22 protein-coding genes and 2 tRNA genes are annotated in these 26687 nt (G+C 46.1%); 17 read left to right on the top strand and 7 right to left on the bottom strand.

Features of this window, described 5'->3' with window-relative positions; genetic code table 11:
* Positions 1-85 precede the first annotated feature (85 nt).
* Complete coding sequence (locus A3844_RS04495) at positions 86-499, top strand: DUF5665 domain-containing protein (protein WP_244169679.1); 414 nt, start codon at positions 86-88, stop codon at positions 497-499.
* A 40-nt stretch (positions 500-539) separates the two neighbouring features.
* On the opposite strand, the gene A3844_RS04490 is transcribed toward A3844_RS04495, so the two are convergent.
* Positions 540-1268: a TraR/DksA C4-type zinc finger protein gene (locus A3844_RS04490; protein ID WP_074085636.1), complete on the bottom strand. Its 729-nt coding sequence runs from the start codon at positions 1266-1268 to the stop codon at positions 540-542.
* Between the two features lie 243 nt (positions 1269-1511).
* Between A3844_RS04490 and lspA the strand changes: the two genes are divergently transcribed.
* The 15 genes from lspA (at position 1512) to A3844_RS04410 (ending at position 17539) form a co-directional block, all read left to right on the top strand.
* Positions 1512-2015 (top strand): signal peptidase II, encoded by a 504-nt coding sequence (gene lspA, locus A3844_RS04485; RefSeq protein ID WP_074085635.1) that lies wholly within the window; start codon positions 1512-1514, stop codon positions 2013-2015.
* Positions 2008-2982, top strand: coding sequence for an RluA family pseudouridine synthase (locus A3844_RS04480; RefSeq protein ID WP_074106736.1), 975 nt, complete (start codon positions 2008-2010; stop codon positions 2980-2982). The genes lspA and A3844_RS04480 overlap by 8 nt, the downstream gene beginning before the upstream one ends.
* A gap of 147 nt (positions 2983-3129) precedes the next feature.
* Positions 3130-4383, top strand: coding sequence for an LL-diaminopimelate aminotransferase (locus A3844_RS04475; RefSeq protein WP_074106735.1), 1254 nt, complete (start codon positions 3130-3132; stop codon positions 4381-4383).
* A 563-nt stretch (positions 4384-4946) separates the two neighbouring features.
* A complete protein-coding gene (locus tag A3844_RS04465; protein ID WP_074106733.1) occupies positions 4947-5357 on the top strand; it encodes a hypothetical protein in 411 nt (136 codons plus the stop codon).
* An 840-nt stretch (positions 5358-6197) separates the two neighbouring features.
* Positions 6198-6758 carry a bifunctional pyr operon transcriptional regulator/uracil phosphoribosyltransferase PyrR gene (gene pyrR / locus A3844_RS04455; RefSeq protein WP_074085749.1) on the top strand — a complete coding sequence of 187 codons (561 nt, stop codon included), beginning with the start codon at positions 6198-6200 and terminating at the stop codon, positions 6756-6758.
* 2 nt (positions 6759-6760) lie between these two features.
* The gene (locus A3844_RS04450; RefSeq protein ID WP_074103270.1) at positions 6761-7669 is read left to right on the top strand and encodes an aspartate carbamoyltransferase catalytic subunit; all 909 of its coding nucleotides are present in this window, start codon (positions 6761-6763) and stop codon (positions 7667-7669) included.
* A gap of 103 nt (positions 7670-7772) precedes the next feature.
* Positions 7773-9053 carry a dihydroorotase gene (locus A3844_RS04445; protein WP_074106731.1) on the top strand — a complete coding sequence of 427 codons (1281 nt, stop codon included), beginning with the start codon at positions 7773-7775 and terminating at the stop codon, positions 9051-9053.
* Positions 9054-9189: 136 nt separating this feature from the next.
* A complete protein-coding gene (carA, locus tag A3844_RS04440; RefSeq protein WP_074106730.1) occupies positions 9190-10368 on the top strand; it encodes a glutamine-hydrolyzing carbamoyl-phosphate synthase small subunit in 1179 nt (392 codons plus the stop codon).
* Position 10369: 1 nt separating this feature from the next.
* Positions 10370-13591 (top strand): carbamoyl-phosphate synthase large subunit, encoded by a 3222-nt coding sequence (carB, locus tag A3844_RS04435; RefSeq protein WP_074106729.1) that lies wholly within the window; start codon positions 10370-10372, stop codon positions 13589-13591.
* 235 nt (positions 13592-13826) lie between these two features.
* Positions 13827-14543 carry an orotidine-5'-phosphate decarboxylase gene (pyrF, locus tag A3844_RS04430; protein ID WP_074103317.1) on the top strand — a complete coding sequence of 239 codons (717 nt, stop codon included), beginning with the start codon at positions 13827-13829 and terminating at the stop codon, positions 14541-14543.
* The gene (pyrE, locus tag A3844_RS04425; RefSeq protein WP_074085628.1) at positions 14540-15181 is read left to right on the top strand and encodes an orotate phosphoribosyltransferase; all 642 of its coding nucleotides are present in this window, start codon (positions 14540-14542) and stop codon (positions 15179-15181) included. The genes pyrF and pyrE overlap by 4 nt, the downstream gene beginning before the upstream one ends.
* A 296-nt stretch (positions 15182-15477) precedes the next feature.
* Positions 15478-16974 carry an ABC transporter substrate-binding protein gene (locus A3844_RS04420; protein ID WP_074106728.1) on the top strand — a complete coding sequence of 499 codons (1497 nt, stop codon included), beginning with the start codon at positions 15478-15480 and terminating at the stop codon, positions 16972-16974.
* A gap of 120 nt (positions 16975-17094) precedes the next feature.
* The gene (locus A3844_RS32670) at positions 17095-17259 is read left to right on the top strand and encodes a hypothetical protein (RefSeq protein WP_019909365.1); all 165 of its coding nucleotides are present in this window, start codon (positions 17095-17097) and stop codon (positions 17257-17259) included.
* An 83-nt stretch (positions 17260-17342) separates the two neighbouring features.
* Positions 17343-17419, top strand: a tRNA-Met gene (locus A3844_RS04415).
* 46 nt (positions 17420-17465) lie between these two features.
* Positions 17466-17539: transfer RNA gene (locus tag A3844_RS04410), tRNA-Ile, on the top strand.
* Positions 17540-17543: 4 nt separating this feature from the next.
* Here the strand turns inward: A3844_RS04410 and A3844_RS04405 are convergent.
* Positions 17544-18224, bottom strand: a complete 681-nt coding sequence (locus A3844_RS04405; RefSeq protein WP_482811632.1) for a site-specific integrase — start codon at positions 18222-18224, stop codon at positions 17544-17546.
* Positions 18225-18298: 74 nt separating this feature from the next.
* Positions 18299-18610 (bottom strand): Arm DNA-binding domain-containing protein, encoded by a 312-nt coding sequence (locus tag A3844_RS33360; RefSeq protein ID WP_244169691.1) that lies wholly within the window; start codon positions 18608-18610, stop codon positions 18299-18301.
* Positions 18611-19763: 1153 nt separating this feature from the next.
* On the opposite strand from A3844_RS33360, the gene A3844_RS04400 reads away from it, so the two are divergent.
* Entirely contained in the window at positions 19764-20957 is a 1194-nt protein-coding gene (locus tag A3844_RS04400) for a RelA/SpoT domain-containing protein (protein ID WP_074106727.1), read from the top strand.
* Between the two features lie 1379 nt (positions 20958-22336).
* Here A3844_RS04400 and A3844_RS04395 read toward each other — a convergent pair.
* The 4 genes from A3844_RS04395 to A3844_RS04380 all read right to left on the bottom strand — a co-directional run bounded on the left by A3844_RS04395 (position 22337) and on the right by A3844_RS04380 (position 26677).
* On the bottom strand, positions 22337-23659 hold the full coding sequence (locus tag A3844_RS04395) for a UDP-glucose dehydrogenase family protein (RefSeq protein WP_074106726.1): 1323 nt from the start codon (positions 23657-23659) through the stop codon (positions 22337-22339).
* A gap of 221 nt (positions 23660-23880) precedes the next feature.
* Positions 23881-24351: a nucleoside 2-deoxyribosyltransferase gene (locus A3844_RS04390; RefSeq protein WP_074106725.1), complete on the bottom strand. Its 471-nt coding sequence runs from the start codon at positions 24349-24351 to the stop codon at positions 23881-23883.
* A gap of 49 nt (positions 24352-24400) precedes the next feature.
* Positions 24401-25588: a DegT/DnrJ/EryC1/StrS family aminotransferase gene (locus tag A3844_RS04385; protein WP_074106724.1), complete on the bottom strand. Its 1188-nt coding sequence runs from the start codon at positions 25586-25588 to the stop codon at positions 24401-24403.
* Positions 25589-25612: 24 nt separating this feature from the next.
* Positions 25613-26677 carry a GNAT family N-acetyltransferase gene (locus A3844_RS04380; RefSeq protein WP_074106723.1) on the bottom strand — a complete coding sequence of 355 codons (1065 nt, stop codon included), beginning with the start codon at positions 26675-26677 and terminating at the stop codon, positions 25613-25615.
* Between the last annotated feature and the right edge of the window lie 10 nt (positions 26678-26687).

The raw sequence follows: 26687 nt of genomic DNA, 5'->3' as shown, positions 1-26687 counted from the left end.
AGCCCGGTACTTAAGGAGAGTCTGCTCTCTTTTGACCGGGCTCGTTTGTGTGGACCCTGGAGGACGCTAGGGAGGAGTCAATGCCATGGAGGGACGGGAAGGGGACAAGCACCGGTTCGGGAGATCCGGAAGAATCTCCATCAGAACATCAGGGGCTGGCAGAAGTTCGAACGGCATCAAGGAGAATCCATATGACATTCCGCAGGAAGAAAAGCTGAATGCCATCTACCGGCTGACATCGGGATTGGTCCAGCAAATGGAGAAAGCGAGGATTGCCGAGTACACGCAGCTCCTGAATTCACCCTGGCGTCTGATTTGGCTGAATGTATTGTCGGGAACAGCGCGGGGACTGGGGATCGCGCTGGGTTTTACCTTTTTTGCAGCGACCATTATTTACGTGCTTCAGGTTCTTGGAGCACTTAATCTGCCGATCATCGGTGATTACATTGCAGATATCGTGCGGATCGTCCAGCATCAGCTGGAGCTGAAGACTTTCTAAGGAAGATCATATCTGAAAATAGTAAAGAGTAGCCCGCGGGCTACTCCCTTTGCTTTTTGGCCTGAGGATCAAGCAGGTAGCTTCCTTCTTCACTGTCCATATAATGGCGGTAGCTTGATCCCTTAATAACCATCGTATGGTTTCCGGCAATGTCGGTGGCGATAAAGTTTTCCCAAGGCTCTACGAAGCCCTCAGTTTCGTCAGCTTCAATCTCCATATCATTATAAGAGGAAATATCATTGCCTTCGGCCATGGCGGGTGAATTGGAACTGCCCCAGCTCTCCACGATCTGCCAGGCATCTTCACCGTCGAATCCGTTCTGCTCATGTTCATCCAGACTGGTGCGCCCGAACGGCGGGAATAGAAATTCCTCTTCTGCAGGCCTAGTAAAGGGCGAGCTTTGGCGGGGATTATGTTCTTTACAGAAGCGGGTAAGCGGTACGGCATCTAAACGTTCAAGAGGAATCGCTTCGCCGCAGACTGCACAGATTCCATATGTTCCTTTATCCATGGCAGCCAGGGCGGCAGCGATGTCATCAAGTTCATGCTCATCACGCTCCAGCAGTGAAATATCCATGGACCGGTGATACAGCTCCGTAGCGGCATCGCCTGGGTGGTTGTCGATCTCGGTCAGGTCTCCCGTCATGTCACGCATGGAGTCCTGCAGCCCGTAATGCGCATTGTTTTTTAGTCTATGCTGGATATCTTCCCGCTGCTGAATGACCGCAGCCCGCAGCTTTGAGAGCTGCTCTGCTGACAGATGGCTCATGGGTGTTAGCTCCTTTCGTGTCGCTTCCTTAGCATCGTACATTTCCAAACGGTTTCGGATGCTTCTTGGATAGGTTGACCGGAGAGCCGGCTTTTTAGCGATGGCAAATCCTCCCCGGTTTGGAGAGAGTGGCTATGTCCTTGCAATAGACGGCTTCTTGAGGCCTGTGCTACAATATACAAGTCTTTATACAGTATTCGTACCGCTTTCAGCGGGGAAAATAAGAACGGAGTGACAACTTCTGTGGTGTACTATCTGATAGCGCTAATCGTATTTTTGGTGGACCAGGGTACCAAGTATTTAATTGCTACCCGGATGGAGCTCGCGGAGCAGATCCCGGTAATCAAGGATTTTTTCATCATTACCTCCCACCGCAATCAAGGAGCGGCTTTTGGTATTCTTCAGGGACAGCAATGGTTCTTTTTTCTAATTACCGTTATAGTGGTTGCCGGAATCGTCTGGTATTTGAACAAGGCCAGAGCGACCCGGAAGCTGCTGCCCACTGCACTGGCACTGGTGCTTGGCGGAGCCGTAGGCAATTTTTTGGACCGGCTGTTGAACGGAGAGGTTGTTGACTTCCTGATGTTTAATTTCGGCAGCTACACCTTTCCAATCTTTAACGTAGCCGACTCGTGCATTGTTGTCGGTGTGGCGCTGATTATTCTGGATACTCTGCGTGATATGAAGAGCGGAGATGAAATCACCGAAGTGAAGGAAACCAAGGAAGTTAAGGAAGGGAATGAATGATTTGAATAAGGACGTCAATGAGCAGGCGGCAACCGGCGCCTTCGAAGAAGATAAGGACGTCACCGAATGGATTGTTGCCGGAGCAAATGCCCGGGAACGGATTGATAAATATATTACGGAGTCCTGGGAAGAAGAGGTTTCCCGCTCACAGGTGCAGCTGTGGATCAGCGGCGGACATGTAACCGTTAACGGTGCCCCGGTCAAAGCGAATTACAAGCTGACCGAAGGGGATGTGGTTGGCGTTACTGTACCCGAAGCAGAGGTTACGGATCTGATTGCTGAAGATATTCCGCTTGAAGTAGCGTATGAAGACAGCGATGTTATCGTAGTGAACAAACCGCGCGGAATGGTGGTCCATCCGGCAGCGGGTCATCCTTCCGGGACCCTGGTCAATGCGCTGATGTACCACTGCAAGGATCTGTCGGGCATTAACGGCGAGATTCGTCCGGGTATTGTGCATCGTATCGACAAGGACACCTCAGGACTGATTATGGCTGCCAAAAATGATGCCAGTCACGCCTCGCTCGCAGCCCAGCTTAAGGAGCATAGTGTAACCCGCCGCTACATAGCTGTAGTGCACGGAAATCTGTCTCATGACAAGGGTACGGTTGATGCCCCCATTGGCCGTGATCCGCATGACCGCAAGCTCTATATTGTAACGGAGAAGAACAGCAAACGTTCCGTGACTCATTTTACCGTTCTGGAGCGTTTTGGTGATTATACTCTGCTGGAGCTGCAGCTGGAGACTGGCCGTACGCATCAGATTCGGGTGCATATGAAGTTTATCGGTCATCCTCTGGTCGGAGATCCAATCTATGGACGCAGCAAAGGAACAACCATGAACGGACAAGCCCTGCATGCCGCTGTTCTGGGATTTGTGCATCCTTCTACTGGTGAATATATGGAATACAGTGCGCCGATTCCGGCGGATATGGAAGAAGTGCTATTTACTCTGCGCAGCAGATAAGTACAAATCAAGTGATTATAAATCCATGGTTTTGAAGGCGGATTTACGTCATATTTAAGTCATGGGAACAAGCAGACACGGTTTTACTGTCCTTACAGAGAGCCAATGCTTTTATTTTAAAATTAGCCAGGAGATGAAACGTAAATTATGAGTATTGAACAATATCAGGAGACCTTCATTCAGACTAATTTTGCAGACCGTATCGGCGGCGCGAACTATGGCAAAGATACAGCCATCTACAAATTCGAGAAAATCAAACGCGCCAAAGCATCGGCGAAACAGGATTTTCCAAATATTGAGCTGATTGATATGGGTGTCGGTGAACCGGATGAAATGGCGGATGAAGGCATTGTTGCTAAACTCGCTGAAGAAGCAGCCAAAGAAGAAAACCGCGGGTATTCAGACAACGGGATTCCTGAGTTCAAGGCCGCAGCAGCAGCTTATCTTAAGGAAGTTTTCCGTGTGGACGGCATTGATCCTGTAACCGAGGTTGTCCATTCCATTGGTTCGAAGCCGGCGCTGGCGATGCTGCCGTCCTGCTTCATTAACCCGGGTGACATTACCATTATGACGGTTCCGGGCTATCCGGTCCTGGGTACCCATACCAAATATCTGGGTGGGCAAGTATTCACGGTGGAGCTCAAAAAGGAGAATCATTTCCTGCCGGACCTGAACTCCATTCCGGAGGATGTCGCCCGTAAGGCAAAGCTGTTATACCTGAACTATCCTAATAATCCAACGGGCGCTAGTGCGACTCCTGAATTCTTCAGCGAGGTTGTAGCCTGGGCGAAGAAATATGATGTAGTTGTAATCCACGATGCTCCGTATTCTGCTTTGACCTATGACGGGAAGAAGCCGCTCAGCTTCTTGTCTGTACCTGGCGCTAAGGATGTCGGTGTAGAACTTCACTCCCTGTCCAAGTCCTACAACATGACAGGCTGGAGAATCGGGTTCGTTGCCGGTAATCCGCTGGTAGTCAAAGCGTTCAGTGATGTGAAGGACAACAATGACTCCGGTCAATTCATCGCTATTCAAAAGGCAGCAGCCTATGGTCTGGCTCATCCAGAGATTACTGAAGCGATTGCCGCCAAGTATTCCCGCCGCCATAATATGCTGGTAGACGCGCTGAATAGCCTTGGCTTCTCCGCAGAGAAGCCCAAAGGATCTTTCTTCCTTTATGTGGCCGCTCCAAAAGGGATCAAAGGCGGACGCCGTTTTGAATCCGGCGAAGATTTCTCGCAGTTCCTGATCCGTGAGAAACTGATCTCCACTGTGCCTTGGGATGATGCCGGCCCATTTGTACGCTTTTCTGTAACCTTCGTCGCCAAAGGCGAAGAAGAAGAGAAACGTGTCATTTCCGAAATTCAAAGACGCCTTAGCGACGTTGAATTCGAATTTTAATAGATTTGGTTCCTGAAAAGCTGCCGCGGAGAGAAATCTGCGGCGGCTTTTTTTTATGGATAAACTAAACTAACAAGTGGAGAGTCATCCCACATAAAAAGGAGAACGTCACCACATCCGGATTAATGAGGCATATGATGAACATTTCTGGACGACGATCTTTAAATTTGGCTGGCTTTGACTATATGGGTATGGCCGTTTTTAGCTTCCTTAGAACAATAAAAAAAACAGTGTTTTAGTCGTTGGACCAAACACTGTTTTTTTATTTCATGTTGTATGTTTTCCAATTATGGGGAACTGAACTCGTAAATAGGTTGTGGAAAATATGTTAAAATGGATAATTATTGAATGATTAATCATACTGTTGTCCCGGGGAATGGTCCAACTTCAGGCCGGACAGACCTGCATTTGGTAGGCTTTCCAATAGAGGCCGATGGTTTGACGCGCGCGACTGAGCAGATCACCGATCTCTTCAAACGTATGTCCTTCAAAAGGAAACCAACTTTAAACTTCGACTCACGCTTTATTGATTCTAGGCTAACAAAAAAAGGGAGGGTTATTACATGAAAAAACTTTTTTTCGTTACGTTAATTAGCTTATTATTTCTGATCGCTTGTTCTTCTCAACAAAAGTATTCTTCCGCAAATGAAGCCATAAAGTCCCTAGAAAAGAACATTACACAAATTAAATCACCTGGAGACAAGAATCTTGATGGTATTCAACCTGTTAGCTATAAACTGAATAACGAGGAAATCATAAGGGTTTACGATTTTGGGTCGGAGGAAAAACGAGAAATTGGAAAAAAGTTCTTTGAAGAGAGCATTCAGCTTCTCAGTTCCCACGCACCAATTGTTTATCAATCTGGAAAGTATTTAGTTCTTTATTACAGCCATGTTGATTCAAAAACTCGAACACCCAAGCTAAACGAAACAAAGTACGGAGAGAAAATAGAAAAAGCGCTCAAAAGTATATAGCAATCTGTAGACCCTAATTGTTTCACCAGGATCGTGTCTTCCTTGATAAGGTGGTGATGGATAATGAGATTTCGCAACAACATTAAGATGTTTCGAATAATAATTACACTTCTTTATCCTTTTACAATATTTTGGTTACTATGCTTAAGAGACATACTAGATTCCTGGTTAATTCCTATGATTGTAACGATTCTTTTTTGTTTGCTCTGGGATAACTTGCGCCAATTAATTACATCAACAATTTTAATGTGGGTTATAGCAGTACCTCTGTGGTGGTTACTTATAGAGCGCACAAAAGAAGGACAGGCAGCTATAATGTTCAGTAATTCATTGCCGTTTATAATACTAGCATTTATATTTATTGTTCTGATACCCGAGATTTTATTAGTTAGTATTAAAAATTCCTTTTTAAATAAATTTCTGTAGGAGCGGAGCGTCCGCCTTTAGGTTTGGATTTTAACCGCAGACAGCGGAACAAAATCAAAAAATCCAAACCTAACAGCGGCCGGAAGTCCAAACATTCCCCGCAGTTGCGGCCGTCACCATAACAAACTGTCTTTTTTGTTCCTCCTCCTATTTGACACCCACCGCAACATCTGTCATAATTCCTGTAGTTGAATATGCGCCTTTAATTCAGTCCCGTGAGGCTGGCAAGGTAACGTGAATCGAGGTTCGCGACATGTAGAGAGGAATCCGTATGTGTACGGAGGGTCTTTATATACGCGCGGACACGCCATCTTTTTGAATCTGCGGATTTCACTCCTTGCCTGCTTCGGGCAAGGAGTTTTTTGTTATCCGCGGAACTTGAACAGGCGATCAAGCAGGAGGATGGCAGGGATGATGGTTACTGAGAAAAATGTGATTATGGACGAAACGGCAATCCGCCGGGCGTTGTCACGCATTGCTCATGAGATTTTGGAGAAGAACAAGGGTATTGAGAATTGCCTGCTGGTGGGAATCCGTACTCGCGGAGTGTATCTGGCGCAGCGGATTGCGGAGCGCATTAAGGAGATTGAAGGGATCGAGATTCCTTATGGCGAGCTGGACATCACGCATTACCGCGATGACCGGGAAGCCATGGACCGTACGGTGGTGAACAGCAATCTGACTTTCCCCGCCGGGTCCAACGGCATCCATGACAAGAAAGTGATATTGTTCGATGATGTTCTGTACACAGGCCGCACAATACGTGCTGCTATGGACGCACTGATGGATTGCGGACGGCCCCGGATGATCCAACTGGCGGTACTTGCAGACCGTGGACACCGTGAGCTTCCGATCCGGCCGGACTATATCGGCAAAAACGTACCTACCTCCAAACATGAGCAGATCGAAGTGGCGCTGACCGAGTTCGATGGCAAGGATGAGGTTTACATTATTTCCAACCGGGAGGAACGATAACAATGATGACCGCAACCAAGGTGAAGGAACGCAGTTTGCTGGGGATTAAGGAGCTGGACCGTACGGAGATTATGCAGCTTTTGAACAGAACAGCGTACTGGGACAATCAAGCCGAGAAGCTGACACCGGTGCTGAGGTCACATTTTGTAGCCAATATGTTTTTTGAGAACAGCACGCGAACCCGGTTTTCCTTCGAAATGGCTGAGAAGCGCCTGGGCGTTCAGGTGCTCAACTTCACGGCTGCGGCTTCCAGTGTTGAAAAAGGCGAATCCATCTATGACACCGTACGCACGCTGGAGTCGATGGGGATTGATGCGGGAGTTGTACGCTTGAAGCCCGCAGGGGTGCTGCAGCAGCTGGCAGAAAAAGTGTCGGTCCCGCTGATCAATGCGGGGGATGGCAATAACGAGCATCCGACACAGGCACTGCTGGATATGTACACCATGAGCAAGAATTTTGGAGAGTTAAAGGGCCTTAAAGTTTCAATTATCGGGGATATTATGCATAGCCGGGTGGCCCGCTCAAATCTATGGGGACTGACGAAGATGGGCGCCAAGGTGCAGTTCTGTGCACCGGATAACATGAAGGCTCCCGAGCTTGCGGAGTTCGCGCCTTATGTAACCATGGAAGAAGCACTGAAAGCAGATGTGGTCATGATGCTGCGTGTACAGCTGGAACGCCATGCTTCGGGTATCCTGCTATCGGCGGAGGAATACCGGAAACAGTTCGGACTTACGGAAGAGCGCGCTGCGAAGCTGGACAAGAGTAGCATCATCATGCACCCTGCACCGGTGAACCGGAACGTTGAAATTGACGATGCCGTCGTGGAGAGCGACAAGTCGCGTATTTTCCCTCAGATGGCAAATGGTGTGCCTGTACGCATGGCAGTGATGGAAAGAGCAATGCTCTAAAAAACCTAACATAATCTCATTAATAAATATACACAAAGATGAATTTTTATTATATAATAATCACAGAGCTCGAGGCCGATCGCCTGCGGGTAGAAGGAGAATCATAACCGTGATCATCAAGAACGCCAGTGTACTGAATGAGGAAGGCGTGCTAGAGCGCAAACATATCGTAGTGCAGGATGGAATCATCTCAGCGATCAAGAACGACAACGAAGCCGTGGACGAAGCCGGGGAAATCATAGAAGCGGAAGGCAAGCTGCTGATTCCAGGGCTGATCGATATGCATGTGCATCTGCGGGAGCCGGGTTTTGAGCATAAGGAAACTATTGAGTCGGGGGCACGTTCGGCTGCCAAGGGCGGTTTTACCACCATTGCTTGTATGCCGAATACCCGGCCTGTAACGGATAGTCCTGAAGTTGTGAAGTTCGTGAAGGATAAAGCGGATGAAGCCGGACTGGTGAAGGTGCTGCCTTATGCAGCGATTACGAAAAATGAGCTTGGGCGCGAACTGACTGATTTTGCCGCCTTGAAAGAGGCTGGGGCGATTGGGTTCACGGATGACGGTGTAGGCGTTCAGAACGCCCAGATGATGAAGGATGCGATGAAAATGGCGGCAGGGCTGGATATGCCGGTTATTGCCCACTGTGAGGATAATTCGCTGGTGGAAGGCTGTGCGGTAGCTGAAGGCACTTTTGCCGATAAGCACGGTTTGAAAGGAATTCCGAATGAATCGGAGGCCATTCACGTCGGACGTGATATCCTGCTCGCTGAAGCAACAGGAGTACACTACCATGTCTGCCATGTCAGTACAGAACAATCTGTCCGGCTCATCCGCCAGGCCAAAGAAATTGGCATTAAGGTAACTGCAGAGGTATGTCCGCATCATCTGCTGCTCTCAGAAGAAGATATTCCGGGCATGGATGCCAATTGGAAAATGAACCCGCCGCTGCGCTCCCGCCGTGATGTGGAAGCCTGCATCGCCGGTCTGCTGGACGGTACGCTGGATATCATCGTCACCGACCATGCGCCACACAGCGAAGAAGAAAAGGCTAAAGGCATGCAGCTTGCGCCTTTCGGCATCGTCGGGTTTGAGACAGCGTTCCCGCTGCTCTATACGGCTTTTGTAGCCACCGGCAAATGGGACCTGTCGCTTCTGGTACGGCGTATGACGGCTGATCCGGCCCGGGTATTCCGGCTGAATACAGGCAGCCTGACGGTGGGTTTACCGGCAGATTTGACACTGATTGATCTTACGGAAGAAAAAGAAGTGAATCCCGCTTCGTTTGCCAGCAAAGGGCGCAATACTCCTTTTGCCGGATGGAAGCTTAAAGGCTGGCCGGTTAAGACATGGGTAAACGGCACAGCCGTATGGACTGAAGAATAACGGACGGACTGGTAGAGCGAAGCTGCCGGCTGTATGGGGGCGGATTTAACATACGGCGGCATTTTCGCGCGCTTGCTCCGGAAATCCAGGCAAGATACAAGAACCAGACTACAGAAACAAGAAGGAGTGGAAGGAAATGCAGGCGAGATTGCTGCTTCAGGACGGAACGCTGTTCACAGGTACCGCATTTGGTGCGGAAGGTGAAAAGACGGGCGAGGTTGTTTTTAACACAGGGATTACAGGTTATCAGGAGGTTCTGTCAGACCCTTCCTACTGCGGCCAGATCGTGACTATGACTTATCCGCTGATCGGAAACTACGGCATTACCCGCGATGATTTTGAATCTGTGCGTCCATTCGTACACGGCTTTGTTGTGTGCCGCCATGAGACAGTTCCCAGCAACTGGCGCGCTGAGTATAGTGTAGACGACTTGCTGAAGGAATATGACATTCCGGGAATCAGCGAAATCGATACACGGATGCTCACCCGCATTATCCGCCACTACGGCACCATGAAAGCGATTCTCACCACCTCTAATAAGCGCGTGGAAGAGCTGATGGAAATGATGGGCGACACCACTATTGAAGAACTGCGTAACCAGGTGGCACGCACTTCTACCACTAAGACCTACAGCAGCCCTGGCAACAAGGAGCGGATCGTGCTTGTTGACTACGGTGCGAAGACCGGTATTCTGCGCGAACTGAACAGCCGCGGCTGTGATGTGGTTGTAGTACCGCATGATGTGACTGCCGATGAGATCCGCAGATTGAATCCGGACGGGATTCAGCTGTCCAACGGACCTGGGGACCCCAAAGATGTGCCTTACGCAGTCCAGACGATCTCCGAACTGCTCGGTGAATATCCAATCTTCGGGATCTGCCTGGGGCATCAATTGTTCGCACTGGCTTGCGGCGCGGATACAGAGAAGCTTAAATTCGGCCACCGCGGCGGTAACCATCCGGTCAAAGAGCTCGAAAGCGGACGCTGTTTCATCACCTCCCAGAACCATGGCTACACGGTAAATGAGGAATCCGTGCTGAAAACCGAGCTTGAAGTGACTCATATTAACAATAATGATAAGACCGTCGAGGGAGTCAAACATACCCGCTACCCCGCTTTTTCGGTGCAGTATCATCCGGAAGCGGCGCCGGGACCGCATGACAGCAGCTATTTGTTCGACCGTTTCCTGCAGATGATTGCCGATCACAAGGCACAGAGACCGGTAGGCTCGCGCCAGGCGCAGCTTGCAGCCAATGCCAGAATCACGGCACCGAACATTACACCGCAGCTTGAAGCCGTGAAAGGAGCTCTATAACATGCCAAAGAACGATAAGCTTAAAAAAATCCTCGTGATTGGCTCCGGCCCAATCGTCATCGGCCAGGCCGCTGAGTTCGACTATGCCGGAACCCAGGCCTGTCAGGCCCTTAAAGAAGAAGGCGTAGAGGTTGTACTGATCAACAGCAACCCGGCCACGATCATGACAGACACCAATATGGCTGACAAAGTATATATCGAGCCGATTACCCTTGAATTCGTTACCGCAATTATCCGGCAGGAGCGTCCGGATGGACTGCTGCCTACGCTTGGCGGACAGACCGGCCTGAATATGGCTGTAGAACTGGCACGCGCTGGCGTGCTGGAAACGGAGAACGTGAAGCTGCTGGGCACACAGCTCGAATCCATCGAGAAGGCGGAAGACCGCGACTTGTTCCGTGAACTGATGCGCGAGCTGGAGCAGCCGGTACCGGAAAGCTCTATTATTACCACTGTGGAAGAAGCCATGGACTTCGCAGCCGGCATCGGCTATCCGTTGATTGTTCGTCCAGCTTATACGCTGGGAGGAACTGGCGGCGGGATTTGTGACAACGAAGAAGAACTGCGCGAGACCGTAAAGGCAGGGATCCGCTATAGCCCGATCGGCCAATGCCTGGTGGAGAAGAGCATCGCCGGTATGAAGGAAGTAGAGTATGAAGTGATGCGTGACGCGAACGACAACTGTATCGTGGTGTGCAACATGGAGAACTTTGATCCGGTTGGCGTGCATACAGGCGACAGTATCGTCGTAGCGCCAAGCCAGACCTTGTCCGACCGTGAGTACCAGATGCTGCGCAGCGCTTCTCTGAAGATCATCCGTGCGCTGAACATCGAAGGCGGCTGCAACGTGCAGTTCGCACTCGATCCGCAGAGCTACCAGTATTACGTGATTGAAGTGAACCCGCGTGTCAGCCGTTCCTCGGCACTGGCGTCCAAAGCGACCGGTTACCCGATTGCCAAAATGGCAGCCAAAATCGCCCTAGGCTACACGCTCGATGAAATTGTCAATCCGGTTACCGGCCAGACCTATGCCTGCTTCGAGCCTACACTCGACTATATCGTGAGCAAAATTCCGCGCTGGCCGTTTGACAAGTTCATCTATGCCAACCGCAAACTGGGTACACAGATGAAGGCAACCGGCGAGGTGATGGCAATCGGCCGCACCTTTGAAGAGTCGATTCACAAGGCAATCCGTTCCCTGGAAATCGGTGTGCACCGTTTCCGCCTGCCGGGTGCTGAGCTGCTGGAGGATAGCGTGCTTCGCACAAGGCTCGCCAAACCGGATGATGAGCGTCTGTTCCTGATTGCTGAGGCCTTCCGCCGCGGTTATGGTTTGCAGGAGATTCAGGACATCACAAGTGTGGACTGGTGGTTCCTCTCCAAGATCGAGGGTCTCGTGAACTTTGAAGATGAGATCCGCAGCGAAGAAACACTGTCGCCGGAAATACTGTATCAGGCCAAGCGTAAAGGCTTCACGGACCGGGCCATTGCTGAGATCCGGGCGGAAGGACGTTCCGGTCTTGAACAGACCAAAGAGTCCGAAGTCCGTGTGATGCGTATTCAGCAAGGACTGGTTCCGGTATTCAAAATGGTCGATACCTGCGCTGCCGAATTTGAAGCCTCAACGCCATATTACTACTCGACTTACGAAACAGAAAATGAGGTTATTCATTCCGATAAGCAGAAGGTCATTGTGCTTGGTTCCGGTCCTATCCGGATCGGCCAGGGTATCGAATTCGATTACTCAACGGTACATGCGGTATGGGCGATTCAAAAAGCCGGCTACGAAGCTGTAATTATTAATAACAATCCAGAAACGGTATCTACGGATTTCAATACCTCGGACCGGCTGTATTTTGAGCCGCTGTTCTTTGAGGATGTTATGAACGTGATTGCACAGGAAAATCCAATCGGCGTTATTGTCCAGTTCGGAGGACAGACAGCGATCAACCTGGCAGCACCGCTGGCTGCGGCGGGTGTAAATATTCTGGGCACCAGCCTTGCGAGCATCGATGAAGCCGAGAACCGCAAAAAATTCGAAGCACTGCTGGCGCGTCTGGATATTGCACAACCGAAGGGCAAGACCGTTATCAACATTGATGAGGCTGTCGAAACTGCTCAATCGCTCGGTTATCCGGTCCTGGTTCGTCCTTCCTATGTACTGGGCGGCCGTGCAATGGAGATTGTCTACAACGATACAGAGCTGCTGAGCTATATGGTTGAAGCGGTGAAGGTCAACCCGGAGCATCCGGTGCTGATCGACCGTTACATGCTCGGCAAAGAGGTTGAGGTAGATGCCATCTGCGACGGTGAGACAGTAGTCATACCGGGCATTATGGAGCATGTAGAGCGCGCAGGTATTCACTCCGGCGACTCCATCGCCGTCTATCCGCCGCAGTATCTGGATGAAGGCCTGAAGCAGAAGATTGCAGAAATTACCATCAAGATCGCCAAAGAGCTGAAGACCATCGGGCTGGTAAACATCCAGTTCGTGATCTATCAAAATGAAGTGTATGTCATCGAGGTTAACCCGCGCTCCTCGCGTACGGTTCCTTTCCTCAGCAAGGTGACCGGCATTCCGATGGCCCATCTGGCTACCAAAATCATCCTCGGCTTCAAGCTGAAAGAGGACGGTTATACAGAAGGCCTGTGGCCGGAGAGCGATTATGTTTCGGTAAAAGTACCAGTGTTCTCTTTTGCCAAACTGCGCAGAGTAGAGCCTACGCTCGGACCTGAAATGAAATCGACCGGAGAGGTTATGGGCCGCGACAAGTTATATGCCAAAGCTCTTTATAAAGGGCTGATCGGAGCGGGCATGAAGATTCCGGCAACCGGAGCCATCATCGTTACCGTAGCGGACAAAGACAAGGCAGAAGCGGTGGAATTGATGAAGGGCTTCCACGCCATGGGCTACAAAATCATTGCCACCGGCGGCACTGCGCTTGCGCTTGAACAAGCGGGCCTGAACGTGATGAATGTCAACAAGCTGGATGAAGGTGAACCGACTATCCTCGATCTGATCCGCGGCGGTCAAGCCAACTTCGTCTTCAATACCCTGACCAAGGGCAAAACGCCGGAGCGCGACGGCTTCCGCATCCGCCGTGAAGCAGTAGAGAACGGTGTTGTATGTATGACATCGCTCGATACGGTAACGGCGCTCCTGAGAATGCTCCAGACAATCAACTTCTCATCGCAGTCGATGCCTGCTTTTGTCGGACAATAATCTATGAATGAACAAGGCAGCCTTTCGGGGCGGGCTACAGGGACGGTTTGCGTTAGCGCAGACCGTTCCGCTGCGCCCGGGGATAAATCCTAGTAAAGTGGAGGCTGCTGCTGAGATTAATTAGCTCAAGGGCAAGGAGCGATAGACGATGACCAAAGGAGAGGATCGACAAGTGGATCAGACGGTTACACAGCACGGGCATGAGAATATCGGACAAGTGGAGAAGCGGGAGGAAATGGCGGGCCGCCTCATGGTTGCCCTCGATTATCCGGATGTCGCGCAAGCGAAGCTTTTGATCGAGAAGCTGGAAGGCATTCCGTGTTATATGAAGGTGGGCATGCAGCTGTTTTATGCGGCGGGGCCGGACTTCATCAGAGAGCTGAAGGCACACGGCTATTCCGTATTCCTGGATGTCAAAATGCATGATATCCCGAATACAGTCCGTGGTGGAGCAGAGAGCCTGACCATGCTGGGGGTAGATATGTTCAACGTGCATGCAGCCGGGGGGACGGCAATGATGGCTGCTGCGCTCGAAGGCGCGGCGAAGGCGGCCAGCCTGCATCCATCGCTGCATATTCCACTTATTATCGCAGTAACACAGCTTACGAGTACCAGCCAGGAGATCATGAACACTGAGATCGGCATCTCAGGTACGGTAACCGATACCGTTGTACGATATGCCAAGCTTGCAGCAGAAGCGGGCTTGCACGGCGTGGTGGCCTCACCGCAGGAAGCAGCGGTAATCTCCGCTGCCTGCGGACCGGAGTTCCGCACAGTAACGCCGGGAATTCGTCCTGCAGGGTCATCTATGGATGACCAGTCCCGTGTGATGACACCTGGGCAAGCCATCCTTCAGGGAAGCCATTTCCTGGTAGTCGGACGCCCGATTACGGCTTCGGCAGACCCGCGTCAGGCCGCACTTAACATTATTGAGGAGATGAGCCAAGCATGAGCCCATTATTGAATAAAAGTGAACAAGTTGCCCGTTACCTGCTGAAGATCGGCGCGGTGGCGCTGCGTCCGCAGGACCCTTTTACCTGGACCTCCGGGATTAAATCACCGATCTATTGTGACAATCGTCTGACGCTGTCTTTCCCTGAAGTCCGGGGCTACATCGCCGATGCCTTTGTAGAGACGATTGCCAGCACTTACCCGGATGCCGAAGTGATTGCAGGTACGGCTACCGCTGGGATTCCACATGCTGCCTGGGTAGCAGACAAGCTTAACTTGCCGATGGCTTATATCCGTGACAAGGCCAAAGGGCACGGCAAGCAGAACCAGATCGAAGGGCTGATCACCCCGGGTCAAAAAGTCATCGTGATCGAGGACCTGATCTCCACTGGCGGCAGCTCCATCAAGGCTGCTCAAGCCGTTCAGGAAGCGGGAGGCATTCCGCTGGTTGTACTGGCTATTTTTAGCTATGAGCTGGATCGTGCTACCGAAGCGTTTGCTGCAGCGGGTGTGCCACTACAGACCCTGTCCAACTACACCACCCTGATTGATGTGGCCCTGGCACAGGGAACCATTGCTGATACGGATGTGGAGCTGCTGCAATCGTGGCGCAAGGATCCGGCGTCTTTTGGCGTGTAAGATCTGAAATCATAAAGAGCTCTCTTCAAGTCCTCACCTGACGGTGGGGATTTTTTTGGAAATATAAGAATTTATATGTTTCACGCTATAAATTATCCTTATATTTTTGGAGAAACGAATGCCGCCTCTTTCAGAGGACGGCGAAGCCGTTTCTTTTTACATTCTATGAAGAAATCGTAGTGCATCTTTAAACTGCCTGTAACTTCCCCGCACGCATAACTCTATATAATGCTATATAGGAAAGGTTCATTTCCGTTAAGGGAGAGAACGAATTTCGCCCAGGAGGGGATTTGCACATGAATAGTAAGGGAATCAGTACGGCAGCCAAACGCGGGCTGTTACTTGGCATCTGTACGGCACTCGCGCTGCCGCTGACATCAGCAGGAGGGATTGCCGCCGCCGAGGGTTCTAAGGTCTCTGAAGGGCAGCGGGTGCTGCGTATCGGAAACTTATGGAGCGGGGAGGACGACAATTATTTCCGCCAGCAGTTTACCGATCTCTATGAGCTGACGCATCCTGAGGTTAAGCTGGAAATTGTCCCGGCCATTGATACAGAGAAGCTCCGCTTCAGTACCTCAAATCCTCTGACAAGTCCGGATAATCTGGACGATATGCGGGCTATCATGGGCGGTGCTAAGCCGGTGGATGTGGTTATCGGCGATAATACGCTGCTTAAGAGACTGGCCGACTACAATTTGGTGGACCCGCTGCAGCCGCTGATTGATCGTGACCATTACGACCTCAGCAATATGGCCCCCACTGTTCTGGACGGCATACGGGAGCTCGGCAAAGGGGAACTGTATGCATTGACGCCTACCTTTTCTTCAAGTGCACTTTATTACAACAAAAAGATATTCGATGCTGCCGGAGTGGCCTACCCTGAGAACGGGATGACCTGGGAAAAACTGATCTCGGTCGCGGCAAAAGTTACCAAAGTATCCAAACAGGACAAAGGTCGTGTCTACGGGTTGGCCTTTAACCGTTATTTAAGTGATCCTTTCTGGGATATGCAGAATTACCTTTCTCCGCTTCAGCTCGCGATGTACGATAATAAAGGCGGGAAAATGACCGTGAACACTCCTGCCTGGAGCAAGGCTTGGACCGACTACAGCAGTCTGATAAAGAAACAGATTATTCCGGGAGCGAATGTGATTAATTACTTGGAAGAGGATGTTCCTTTAGCTGGTGACCTGTTTCTGACAGGCAAAACTGCGATGGCAGTTGGGGAATACAATTATATCAACGAGCTTATGGTAGCCAACAGGAATGCATCCCTCATTAAAAATTTCAAGCCTGTAGACTGGGGTATCGTTTCAGTACCTACTTTTGCAGAAAAGCCAGGAGTAGCGATGGGAACCACACTTGGCAGCTTGATGGCGATCAATACCCTCGCACAGAATAAAGAGGATGCCTGGGATCTGATCCAATTCGTCAACAGCAATGAGGTTGCCAAAATTAAAGCCCATAACCGTTACGAGCTGACCGCACGCAAAGATTATAATGGATTCCCGGAAAAGGCGCTGGATCTTACCCCATTCTTCATCCAGAAGCCTCTACCGGCGAGTGACCCGGTCATGGACAGTCTGAAGGCGCGTCTTCCTGGAATAACCCAGATTAATGATGCCGGGCAGATACTATTCACCGAGGTGTATCAAGGCAAACGAACGGTTGCCAGTGCGCTTCTAGCTTGGGAGAAACAGGGTAATTTCATGTTGAAGGCACTGCAGAAAGACCCTGATCAATATTTTGATCTTCAGAATGGCTGGCCTGATAAAAGTGTAACGAAAAAATAAACGTATCCAAAAATTACGCAACCGCCGCCGGAAACCGGCGGCTTATTTTTTGGGAAATGGGCATGATATCTTTAGAAACAAGAGAGACCTTAATTTTGCGGAGAAGGAGAAGAAGGCATCATGAATTGGATATACTTCGCGAAGCTGTTCAGGACAAGATTTCAAGCCGGATGTCTGGCCAAAAGGCTGGAACAGGACGGATGGATTTACGGCTATCATGACCCGCGTTTTGTGGAAATATACCGTTCACGCAAGGGCCGTTATGGGGTTCGTTTTCTTCCTTGAGCTTATTAACCAAAATCATCCTTGACTTTTGACCCGGATATGATGTATATTATCTATTGTCGCTGTTTGAATATGTTTACTGACGCGGGGTGGAGCAGCCCGGTAGCTCGTCGGGCTCATAACCCGAAGGCCGCAGGTTCAAATCCTGCCCCCGCAACCAATTTTATTTTCTCAGACAGCCATTGTATATACGGAATCCTAGATCCGGGCCCTTAGCTCAGTTGGTTAGAGCGGTCGGCTCATAACCGATTGGTCACAGGTTCGAGTCCTGTAGGGCCCACTTCTCAAACCCCCTTGCCTAGCAAGGGGGTTTTGCTATATGTAGGCTCGTTGGAGCGAATATGCGGGAGTGGGGAATTCGCTAGTAAAAATGAAGCATGGGTATGACGCTGATCATGGAACCGAATCTTCTTGACCCCGGCTTTGCGGACTAGAACATCCATCCCCTCTGTGATTTGTTTCGGCTTAATATAACCTCCCCCAGGATAACAGCACACCAGGTCATTTTCCTCGTAGGCTTCACTATATTCCTTCCTGTAAGCTTCGATTTGTAAATAGCGCTCCTGGAGATCATCAATAATATTCTGAAAGAGCTTGACCCGCCGGATCGAATCATTTGTCTTGGGCCGCTGGATCACCAATCCATCCCGCGTCCAGTTCGCTGTTTGAATAACCTTTAACTCTTTCTTCTCGAAGTCGATATCTTTCCACCGCAGCCCCAGAATTTCACCACGCCGCATTCCCGTGTATACTGCTAATGAAAAGGCAATGTAATGAACATGATGCTTCGACGATTGTAGAAATTGAGTGAATTCTTCAATGGTCCAGAACTGCATTTCTTTCTGTTCGTTTGCATTTACCTTGCTCCGCATGGACACCTTACTCATGATATCTTCAGCCAGTAACCCCGATTCGGTATATGCAAGCCTAAGTGCGCGTTTCAGCACTCCGTGAATGTTCTTCACGTAATCCTTTGAATACTTCTTCCTGAGTTCAGCATAAAAGCCTTTGATGGCACGGGGGGGAAGTGCCTGCAATTTCACTTTACCGAGTACCGGTATAATTCGGGCTTCAATAATGGTTTTTTCGGTGTCGTAGATGTTGGCTTGAAGTTAGGCTTTGCGTGAGTCTCCAGATATTCGTAAAGATACTTTTCCAGGGTGATGTTTGTAGTCTTAACATCTAATCCTTTCTCGGCATCTGTCATTGCCTTTCTGCAGGCTGACCAAGCTAAAGCTTCAGTTTTGAATCCTCCCTTTGTTTTTTGTTTCTGTTCACCGGTTAATGCATCCGGGGGGAGGTCGAAAACATATGTGTACGATTTCCCTCTTGGATAAACATGGCCTTTCATAATTTCCAATTAATTTCTGGATTATAATAATCTGAAATATCAAATATTCTTAAGTTTAACTTGGGTATTGCCTTCGACTGCATCAGTGCTTGAAAATCAGAGTACAATCAACATTTGACAATTCGATGTAACGTTCTATTGAACTTAGATTTTAAGAAACCTGTATCCTTAGAAAAAGATAAAGTACCCTTTGATTCTATGGGCATTGTGGAGGGGGGCACGCCGGAATCAATACGATAGCCGGTGTCCGATCTGCCGGGAACATTCAGAGCATACATAAAATAAACCCGTCAAGAGTTACTGGATAATGATAGATTGAGAGCAATACAAAATTTTAAAAGGAAAAACTGGTTCGAAAGTAAATCATGAAAAATATAGTATCGGTACAATTCATAGTGTAATGAATGATGCATCATTAAAAGTGAAATTCGAAGACGGAAGATCACGCATAATAAAATATCCTACACTGAATTGCATTCCTTCAATAATCCAATACACTAGTTTTAGTAGCCTCTTTAAATTCTTATGTGAGGGATTTTTTCCATTGCTTAAAGCTCTATCTCGGTTATAACACTAACAAGGGTTCCTATTTTGAAGGCGATCACATGAAAATGAGCATTGGCCAAACGATAGAAATGATATACATGGACAGCGGAAGATTGAAATACGTGGGATTCGCGACGGCCGTATCCGGGTGAGCTGTTTGACTATTGGAGCAGCCTGAGTGTTCCGGATCAATAACATTCTGACCCGGCAGTTGCGCAGGTGAAACGATATGCTTAGGGACACAGCACGCAAGTTGCTGACGATAATTAAACACTCGGTTGTAAATCATCGGCATATGGCCAACGATACATGAGCTGGAGATGAAGAGTGGACTGACAACAGTTAGTGTTGGGCTGCAGGAACTCGTTAAGCATAATTATATTGAGTGGAAACTAGGACCAACGGGGAGCGCTTTAATCTTAAAATGCTGGGAAAGAGATTATCCCGCCAGCAATGTGCCATAGGGAGGTACTCAGAAGTCCCGAAATAAACTTACGCTTGGTAATACTGATAACCTGTAATATTACTAGAAAAAGATTTCGAGGTTGCATTTATTTTACAGCGGAAGTACTCTTTAAGAAAATGATACTTAACGGGAGACTTTAGAATGCATATTAATAAAGAAGATTTTTTAAAAAAGTATGGCATTGATCCTAAAGAATATGATGAATCGTTGCCTTGGGAACACTTAACTCTTATTTATGAAGATTATTTGAAAAAGATTAACTCACTTGAAAGACAAGCGGAGTTTGTTGCAAATACATTAAGAATGAATAAAACAATACATACGGTTAGATCTAGAGTTAAGGATCCTGAACATTTAATTGAAAAATTGATTAGAAAACTACCAGAAAGAAAAGACAAGTATGGGCCAGAATTCGTTTTTTCAATAGACAATTATTTAACTGAAATAACTGATTTAGTTGGCGTGAGAGCCATCCATATATTTAAAGAAGACTGGAAAGGAATTCATGACTTTATCCATGAGAATTGGACAGTTACAGAAACCACTGCAAATGTTAGAGTTGGTGATGACTCTAAACTATTTAAGGAAAGTCAAATTGAAACTTATGAACGCCCTACAGGATATAGATCTGTGCATTATCGAATAGAATTGCTGGCCACCAAGGTAAGAACCTTTGTTGAAATTCAAGTCAGAACTATTTTTGAAGAAGGCTATGGAGAAATTGATCATCTATTAAGATATCCGCATAATAATGTCCCTGATGTCCTAACTGCAAACTTACTTCTGCTTAATCGAATGGCAGGAAGTGCTGATGAAATGGCTTCCTTCATAAATATGTTAAGAACCAATTGGAGTCTATTAGAAAAAGATATTGAAATAAAGAACGAAGAAATATCATTGTTAAAAGAGAAAATTAATAAACTTGAAATAAAGCCTGAAGAGAAGAGTTCTATTGTAAAGGATTTGGATAGAATCACGAGCAATACGGTTAATCATAAAATAAATCTAGACTCATCGCCCCTATTGAGTGCAGTGAGCAATGCATCGAAAATTGATACAACCTCCCTATTGAGTGCAGTGAGCAATGCATCGAAAATTGATACAACCTCCCTATTGAGTGCAGTGAGCAATGCATCGAAAATTGATACAACCTCCCTATTGAGTGCGGTGAGCAATGCATCAAAAATTGATACAACCTCCCTATTGAGTGCGGTGAGCAATGCATCGAAAATTGATACAACCTCCCTATTGAGTGCAGTGAGTAGTGCAGCGAAAGTAGATACAACTTCTCTGTTGAGCAATGCTGGGAAGATTGTTAAAAAGAAAAATGAATAGTTTAAAATATAGCAGATGCTTGTTTCGTTCGAGAACGTTTTGAATTCATCATAAAATAACCCATTAAGCAATTGGCCTGCCGGGTTAATGTTTATGTAAAGACTATAAAAGCAGTTTTATGTAAAAAAGCGCAGGTCACAGATTTAATATATCTGACTGACCTGCGCTTTTTTGTTATTTACATAAATTGTTGTGATATTATTATGTCTATAATAAACATGTAAACCCAAGGACACCCATGTACAAGGAGATTTAGGAAGACGTGATATGCTGGCCAAATACTCAGTATTACTCAACGGGAAGGCGGTGCTAAGGGTAGCATTTCGTTCTGACAAAACTTCTAACCAATCTTCTAACAACAACCAAATATCAACAAAACTTTAGGAGTAACTATACGTTTAAAACACACGATTTATTGCCCAACAGACCCCAGGAAAACCTTATAAATCTATGCTGGGTCGCACTCGTAATGCGTGGACCTGAGCTTTTTTCATATTAATATTCCTAAATAAAACAGGGCACCCTCTGTTAGGTGCCCTGAGTTTTTTGCTTTAGTGAGATTTAGTTCTCCTTCAGTAATTATTTGACCATATTCTGACCATATTTAGAACAGAACCTATCCCAAGTGATCGGAACTAAAATAGTAACTTCCTTTATATAGCGTGAAAATCGGGACTAATCCGAACAAAACATTTAGGAACTAAATAAATACAAGCAACTTGAGTTTGGATTCAAAGGGGTATTACTGGAGAAAAGAAAAAATCATATGGTTTAATTATTCTGCGAAACAAAGAAAATAATGAAACGGATATTCATGATATTAGTGAGTTTCTAATTAAAACATATAGAAACAATAACTTTGGCACTGTTAAAGAAGAGGGATATCACCTTGTAGATTTTTTGGATTATTTAATTCATGAAAAAAATATATAACAACCGGCACTCAATACTTGAATTATCTTGGTGATGTTAAGAATGTATCGTAACAGACTGTAAAAAGCGCGGAAAGAGTTCATATTGATCTTTACAAATTTCGAATCAACAATGATTGTTTATCCAAAGTTGGCTTAGATAATTTCGAACAATATAGGATGAAGATTAAGAACCCGTTTTATGTCACATATCCGCGTAAGAAGCATAAAGATATACCACACCATTATATACCGGTAATAATAGCTATAGCTGAAGAAGTTGCCGAACCAATAGCTTTTGGCGTATTTCTTCAGATTCAAGGTGGTATAAGGAGTTCTGAAGTTTCGTTAACGTTGACAGATAATCAGTTAGTAGGCATTGGAGGGCGCTCGGCGAAGAGAGTAATTCGTCCGAACACCATTGATAGTCAAAAAATCTAGGCAAAGTGATTTACATACTCTAAAAAGTCAACTTAGAACTGGATCCTGTATGACACTCTTCCTTCCAATCGAGTGATATTCAATATTTGCTGCATCTGCTTGTTCTAATGAAAAACAGTTACGACCATCAAATAGTATACCCTCATTCATATGTTCATTTAAAATCCTCAGGTCAAGGGATTTGAACTCATCCCACTCAGTGAGAATTAACGCAGCATCTGCACCAGTTAATGCTTCTATAACTGAATCGGAGTAATTCACAAGTCTAGAAATAACGCCCTCTGCATTTTCTTTAGCTACGGGATCATAAGCTGTTACGACAGCTCCTTCGGCTACTAGTATTTCAGCTATCATAATGGATGGAGCTTCTCGCATATCATCCGTGTTAGGTTTAAAAGCCAACCCTAGCAAAGCGATTTTTTTTTTGTTCAAATTCCCAATGCGCCTCTTGACTTTATTAAGTAAAATCTGTTGCCGTGAACAATTCACATTCATGACCGATTCTAGTAATTCAAACTGGTAGTTCAAGCTATTTGTCATATGTACAAGAGCCTTAATGTCTTTAGGAAAGCAAGAGCCTCCATAGCCAATGCCAGCCTTAAGAAACTGCGAGTTAATCCGTTGATCCAAACCCATCCCTACAGATACATCTTCCACATTTGCGCCTATCAGTTCACATATATTAGAGATTTCATTGATATAACTAATCTTGGTTGCCAAGAATGCATTGCTTGCGTATTTAATAAGCTCAGAACTGAGTAAATCTGTTTTGAAAATAGTAGTCTTAAATGGCTTGTTGATATTCTCCACTATTTCTGCAGCAGCCTCACTCTCAGCACCTATTATTATCCGGTCCGCGTGGAATGCATCGTATAAGGCAGAGCCTTCACGTAAAAACTCAGGATTGGAGACGACTTCAATTGTGCATCGGTTAACTAAATGCTCATTGATTAGGGCTTTGATACGTGCATTAGTACCAATCGGCACAGTGCTTTTAGTTACAATGATTGTATCTCGAGAAATATTAGCGCCTATATCTCGCGCTGCTTGCTCTACGTACTGTAAATTAGCTGAACCGTCATTGTTCTCAGGCGTACCGACTGCAATGTAAACAATCTCATTATCTGCAAGACCTTCCCGAATGTCACAAGTGAAATACAGCCGTCCTTGATTCATATTTTTTATGAGCAGTTCAGGCACACCTGGTTCATAGATTGTTGAAATGCCTCTATTAAGTTGATTGATTTTTTCTAAGTCACAGTCGATACATGTCACTGTATGCCCAACCTCGGATAGAGCAACACCAGTAACAAGGCCAACATAGCCAATTCCAAGAATTGAAATTTTCACATGATCCCCTACTTTCTAACCCAATGATGATGCAATCTGCTTTACTGAGAAGATGTAGTATTTTGAAGAACAATAAAAATTTCAGCTTAAGGGTTATTGAAAAATCCCCGCCGTTTTACAGTAAAAGATCATTACATCATGAATTCTTTTACTACAAAAAAGAGGGGATAGTGCTATCAGCATAGGAAAAAACTTCCAATATTTATCTGATTAGCACTTATCTACAATTTTTCTAATATCTTGTTATGCACACTAATCTCGTCAACAACTTTTTGGGTCAATTCTTCTTGAGTTTCACTACCAAAACGAACATATTTCACGTTTGTCAGAGTATGTAATCCTTCTACCATCGGGGAATAACTTTCATCTTTATGTAAAAAGATAATGAACTGCTTACCCAATGCAGATCCCCAGCCCAATTCTACATGTACTCCACCTGAAATTGGGAACTGACCAGGAAATGCAACCACTAAGTCTGTACCTTCCATTTCTTTAAAGTCTTCATAAGTAGCTGGTGCGGCCTCCATAAGTTTTGCTCCAAAGTGCTCACGGAATTGGGCGGAAAACACAGTATGGCCCATTTCTTTAATTTGGTCTATCATTCCCAATAACAAGTTAGTGTTCTTTTCATCAATCAAACCAGTTTCTTGATTCAATAATTGGGTAAATGGATAGGCTAGAAAAATGCGCATATTTAAACGCTCCTTTTATTGTATGTTTTTATTTTTGTTAAAAAGAAGATTAATAGCATTTTTTAAACGTTTCAGAAATGTGTGTAATATTTTCTTCACCAAATAGTGGAGATATTGCAATCCAAACTGTTTGCCTGGAAAGTCTTTCTGCATTTGAACAGAGTCCGTTCTTGTATGAAATTTCATTGTTCGGGAAACTTAATTTTTCGAACAAACGGTTTTCATAGACTGCAGAGTTATAATAACCATACGCATTAATACCAAATAAACGCAAATCTTCAATTAATTTGTTACGTCGTTTAGTGTCGTTAATAAAAATACACTCGGCAATACCACAATCTCCTTCGTCATCCCATGACATCCGGTAGTTCAACTCCAATTCTCTCAAGTTCTCTCGCAGTAGTTTCTTGAGAGTTTTCACCTTATAAAGCATATCTGGTATCTTTTTCAACTGAGCAATGCCGATTGCAGCTGTTAATTCACTCATGCGAAAGTTTTCACCTAAAATCGCATCTTCATGGTCCCAATGGGGGAAACTAGCACCAACTCTTACACCTCCTTGGTCATGGTAAACTTTAGCTCGCGCATAAAGCTTTTCATCATGAGTTACAATTGCTCCGCCTTCACCAGTTGATAGGATCTTATTTGCCTGAAAACTGAAACAACCGATATCACCAATCGTTCCTAATTTCTCACCTAGATAACTGCCTCCAAATGACTGGGCCGAGTCTTCCACAATTGGGATACTATACTTTTTCCCTATCTGCATGATCATTTTCATGTTAGCAGCTATCCCCATTATGTGTACGGGAATAATCGCTTTAGTTCGGCTGGTGATACATTTTTCCAGTTCGGCTGGATTCATGTTCATTGACTCATCAACGTCACAGAACACAGGTACTGCATTACAGGATATAACTGCTCCCGCAGTCGCAATGAATCCATAAGCAGGTATGATTACTTCGTCACCAGCTTCAATCCCAAGAGCTTTCAGTGCACATTTCAATGCAGCTGTTCCTGATGAAACGCCGAGTGAGAATGGTATATCATGAAAATTATTCAAATCCTTCTCAAATTGATCTGCTTTACCTAGCACATTAGGCCCATAATAACGAAAAATTGATTGAGATTGTAATACTTGTACAACCTGTTCGATCTCATCTTCTCCTATCAAATAACTACCAAAAAAATTACCAGGTATCTCTTTTCTTCCTGTGTCTTTTGACAACTCACTCATTAGCAATACCTCCTGTTACATGAGTTAGACGTGTGATAAGAGAATCAGCTCGTCCTCAACGGTGATTGAAGTTTTATTTATATGTACTGTATATCGCTCAACCACTTGGTTACACCAGATCATCTTAAAACGATCTTTATTTGACCACGTATCAAATGTACGGAATCCATTATTTCGCATGTATTTAAATATTTCATCTCTCAGAATTACTCCTGGCGAATATTTGCTATATACATCTTTATAACTATGTTTAGCACCAAGTAATTTGTCTTTGTAAGCAATTAGGTATTCAAACGCTATTGGTTCATTAGTTTTATCCAATTCCAATACTGTAAGTATAATATTGCCCCGTTTTGCTAACTCGTGTGCCATTGTTTCGTAAAAAACGAGTTGCCCTGAACGAGATCCCATGTCGGATTGCTCACTAAATTTCCAACTTAAACAGTCTATTTCAAAGATTCGGTCCAGTCCCAACTGAATCTCAGCAGGGTCCGTATAAACTCGCATACGATAATTACTGATTTCTCGAAGTAGATTAGCTTTATTGCCCAAGGCTTTCTTAACCCTCCTGCTACATTCTAAGAAGTATTCCTCAGATGCATTGTTTATCTGAATGATTGGGGTGTTAAACGTTTTTTCTACTATTACCTCTAATCCTGCTCTCTTACCACTTTCTATTAACATTTGCGTTTCTGGGAATGAACAGTCGAATTCTTCAAACTCTATAACATTCCAGTTAGGTAATTTGTTATCAAGGTAATATAAGAGACAATCGATAATTTTATCATGATCACTTTCAGCATAAAATGGAGTAAGTGATGTAGGTATAGTAATAAGTAGCTCCGGTTTGTTCTGATAATCGGTTTCAAAAACCATATGCATAACTGAGATTAAGCGTCCTGCTCTGCGAATAGCAATAGCACGCACATTCTTAAAACCGGTCTTACTCTTCCACAATGAATAAAACCATTCATATGTGTGCGTCAGATTATAAATGCTGGGGTTAACAAGTTGCTCCCATTCTGGTTTGATTTTTCGAAAATCTACAATATTTAATAATTCCTCAATAGTATAATCCCTGAATTCCATGCCTGTTAGC

Origin of the sequence: Paenibacillus helianthi (assembly GCF_001909055.1) — a bacterium.
Classification (GTDB): Bacteria; Bacillota; Bacilli; order Paenibacillales; family Paenibacillaceae; genus Paenibacillus_AQ; species Paenibacillus_AQ helianthi.
The sequence above is the reverse complement of the archived record's forward strand: the minus strand, read 5'-3'. Positions and strand labels throughout refer to the sequence as shown.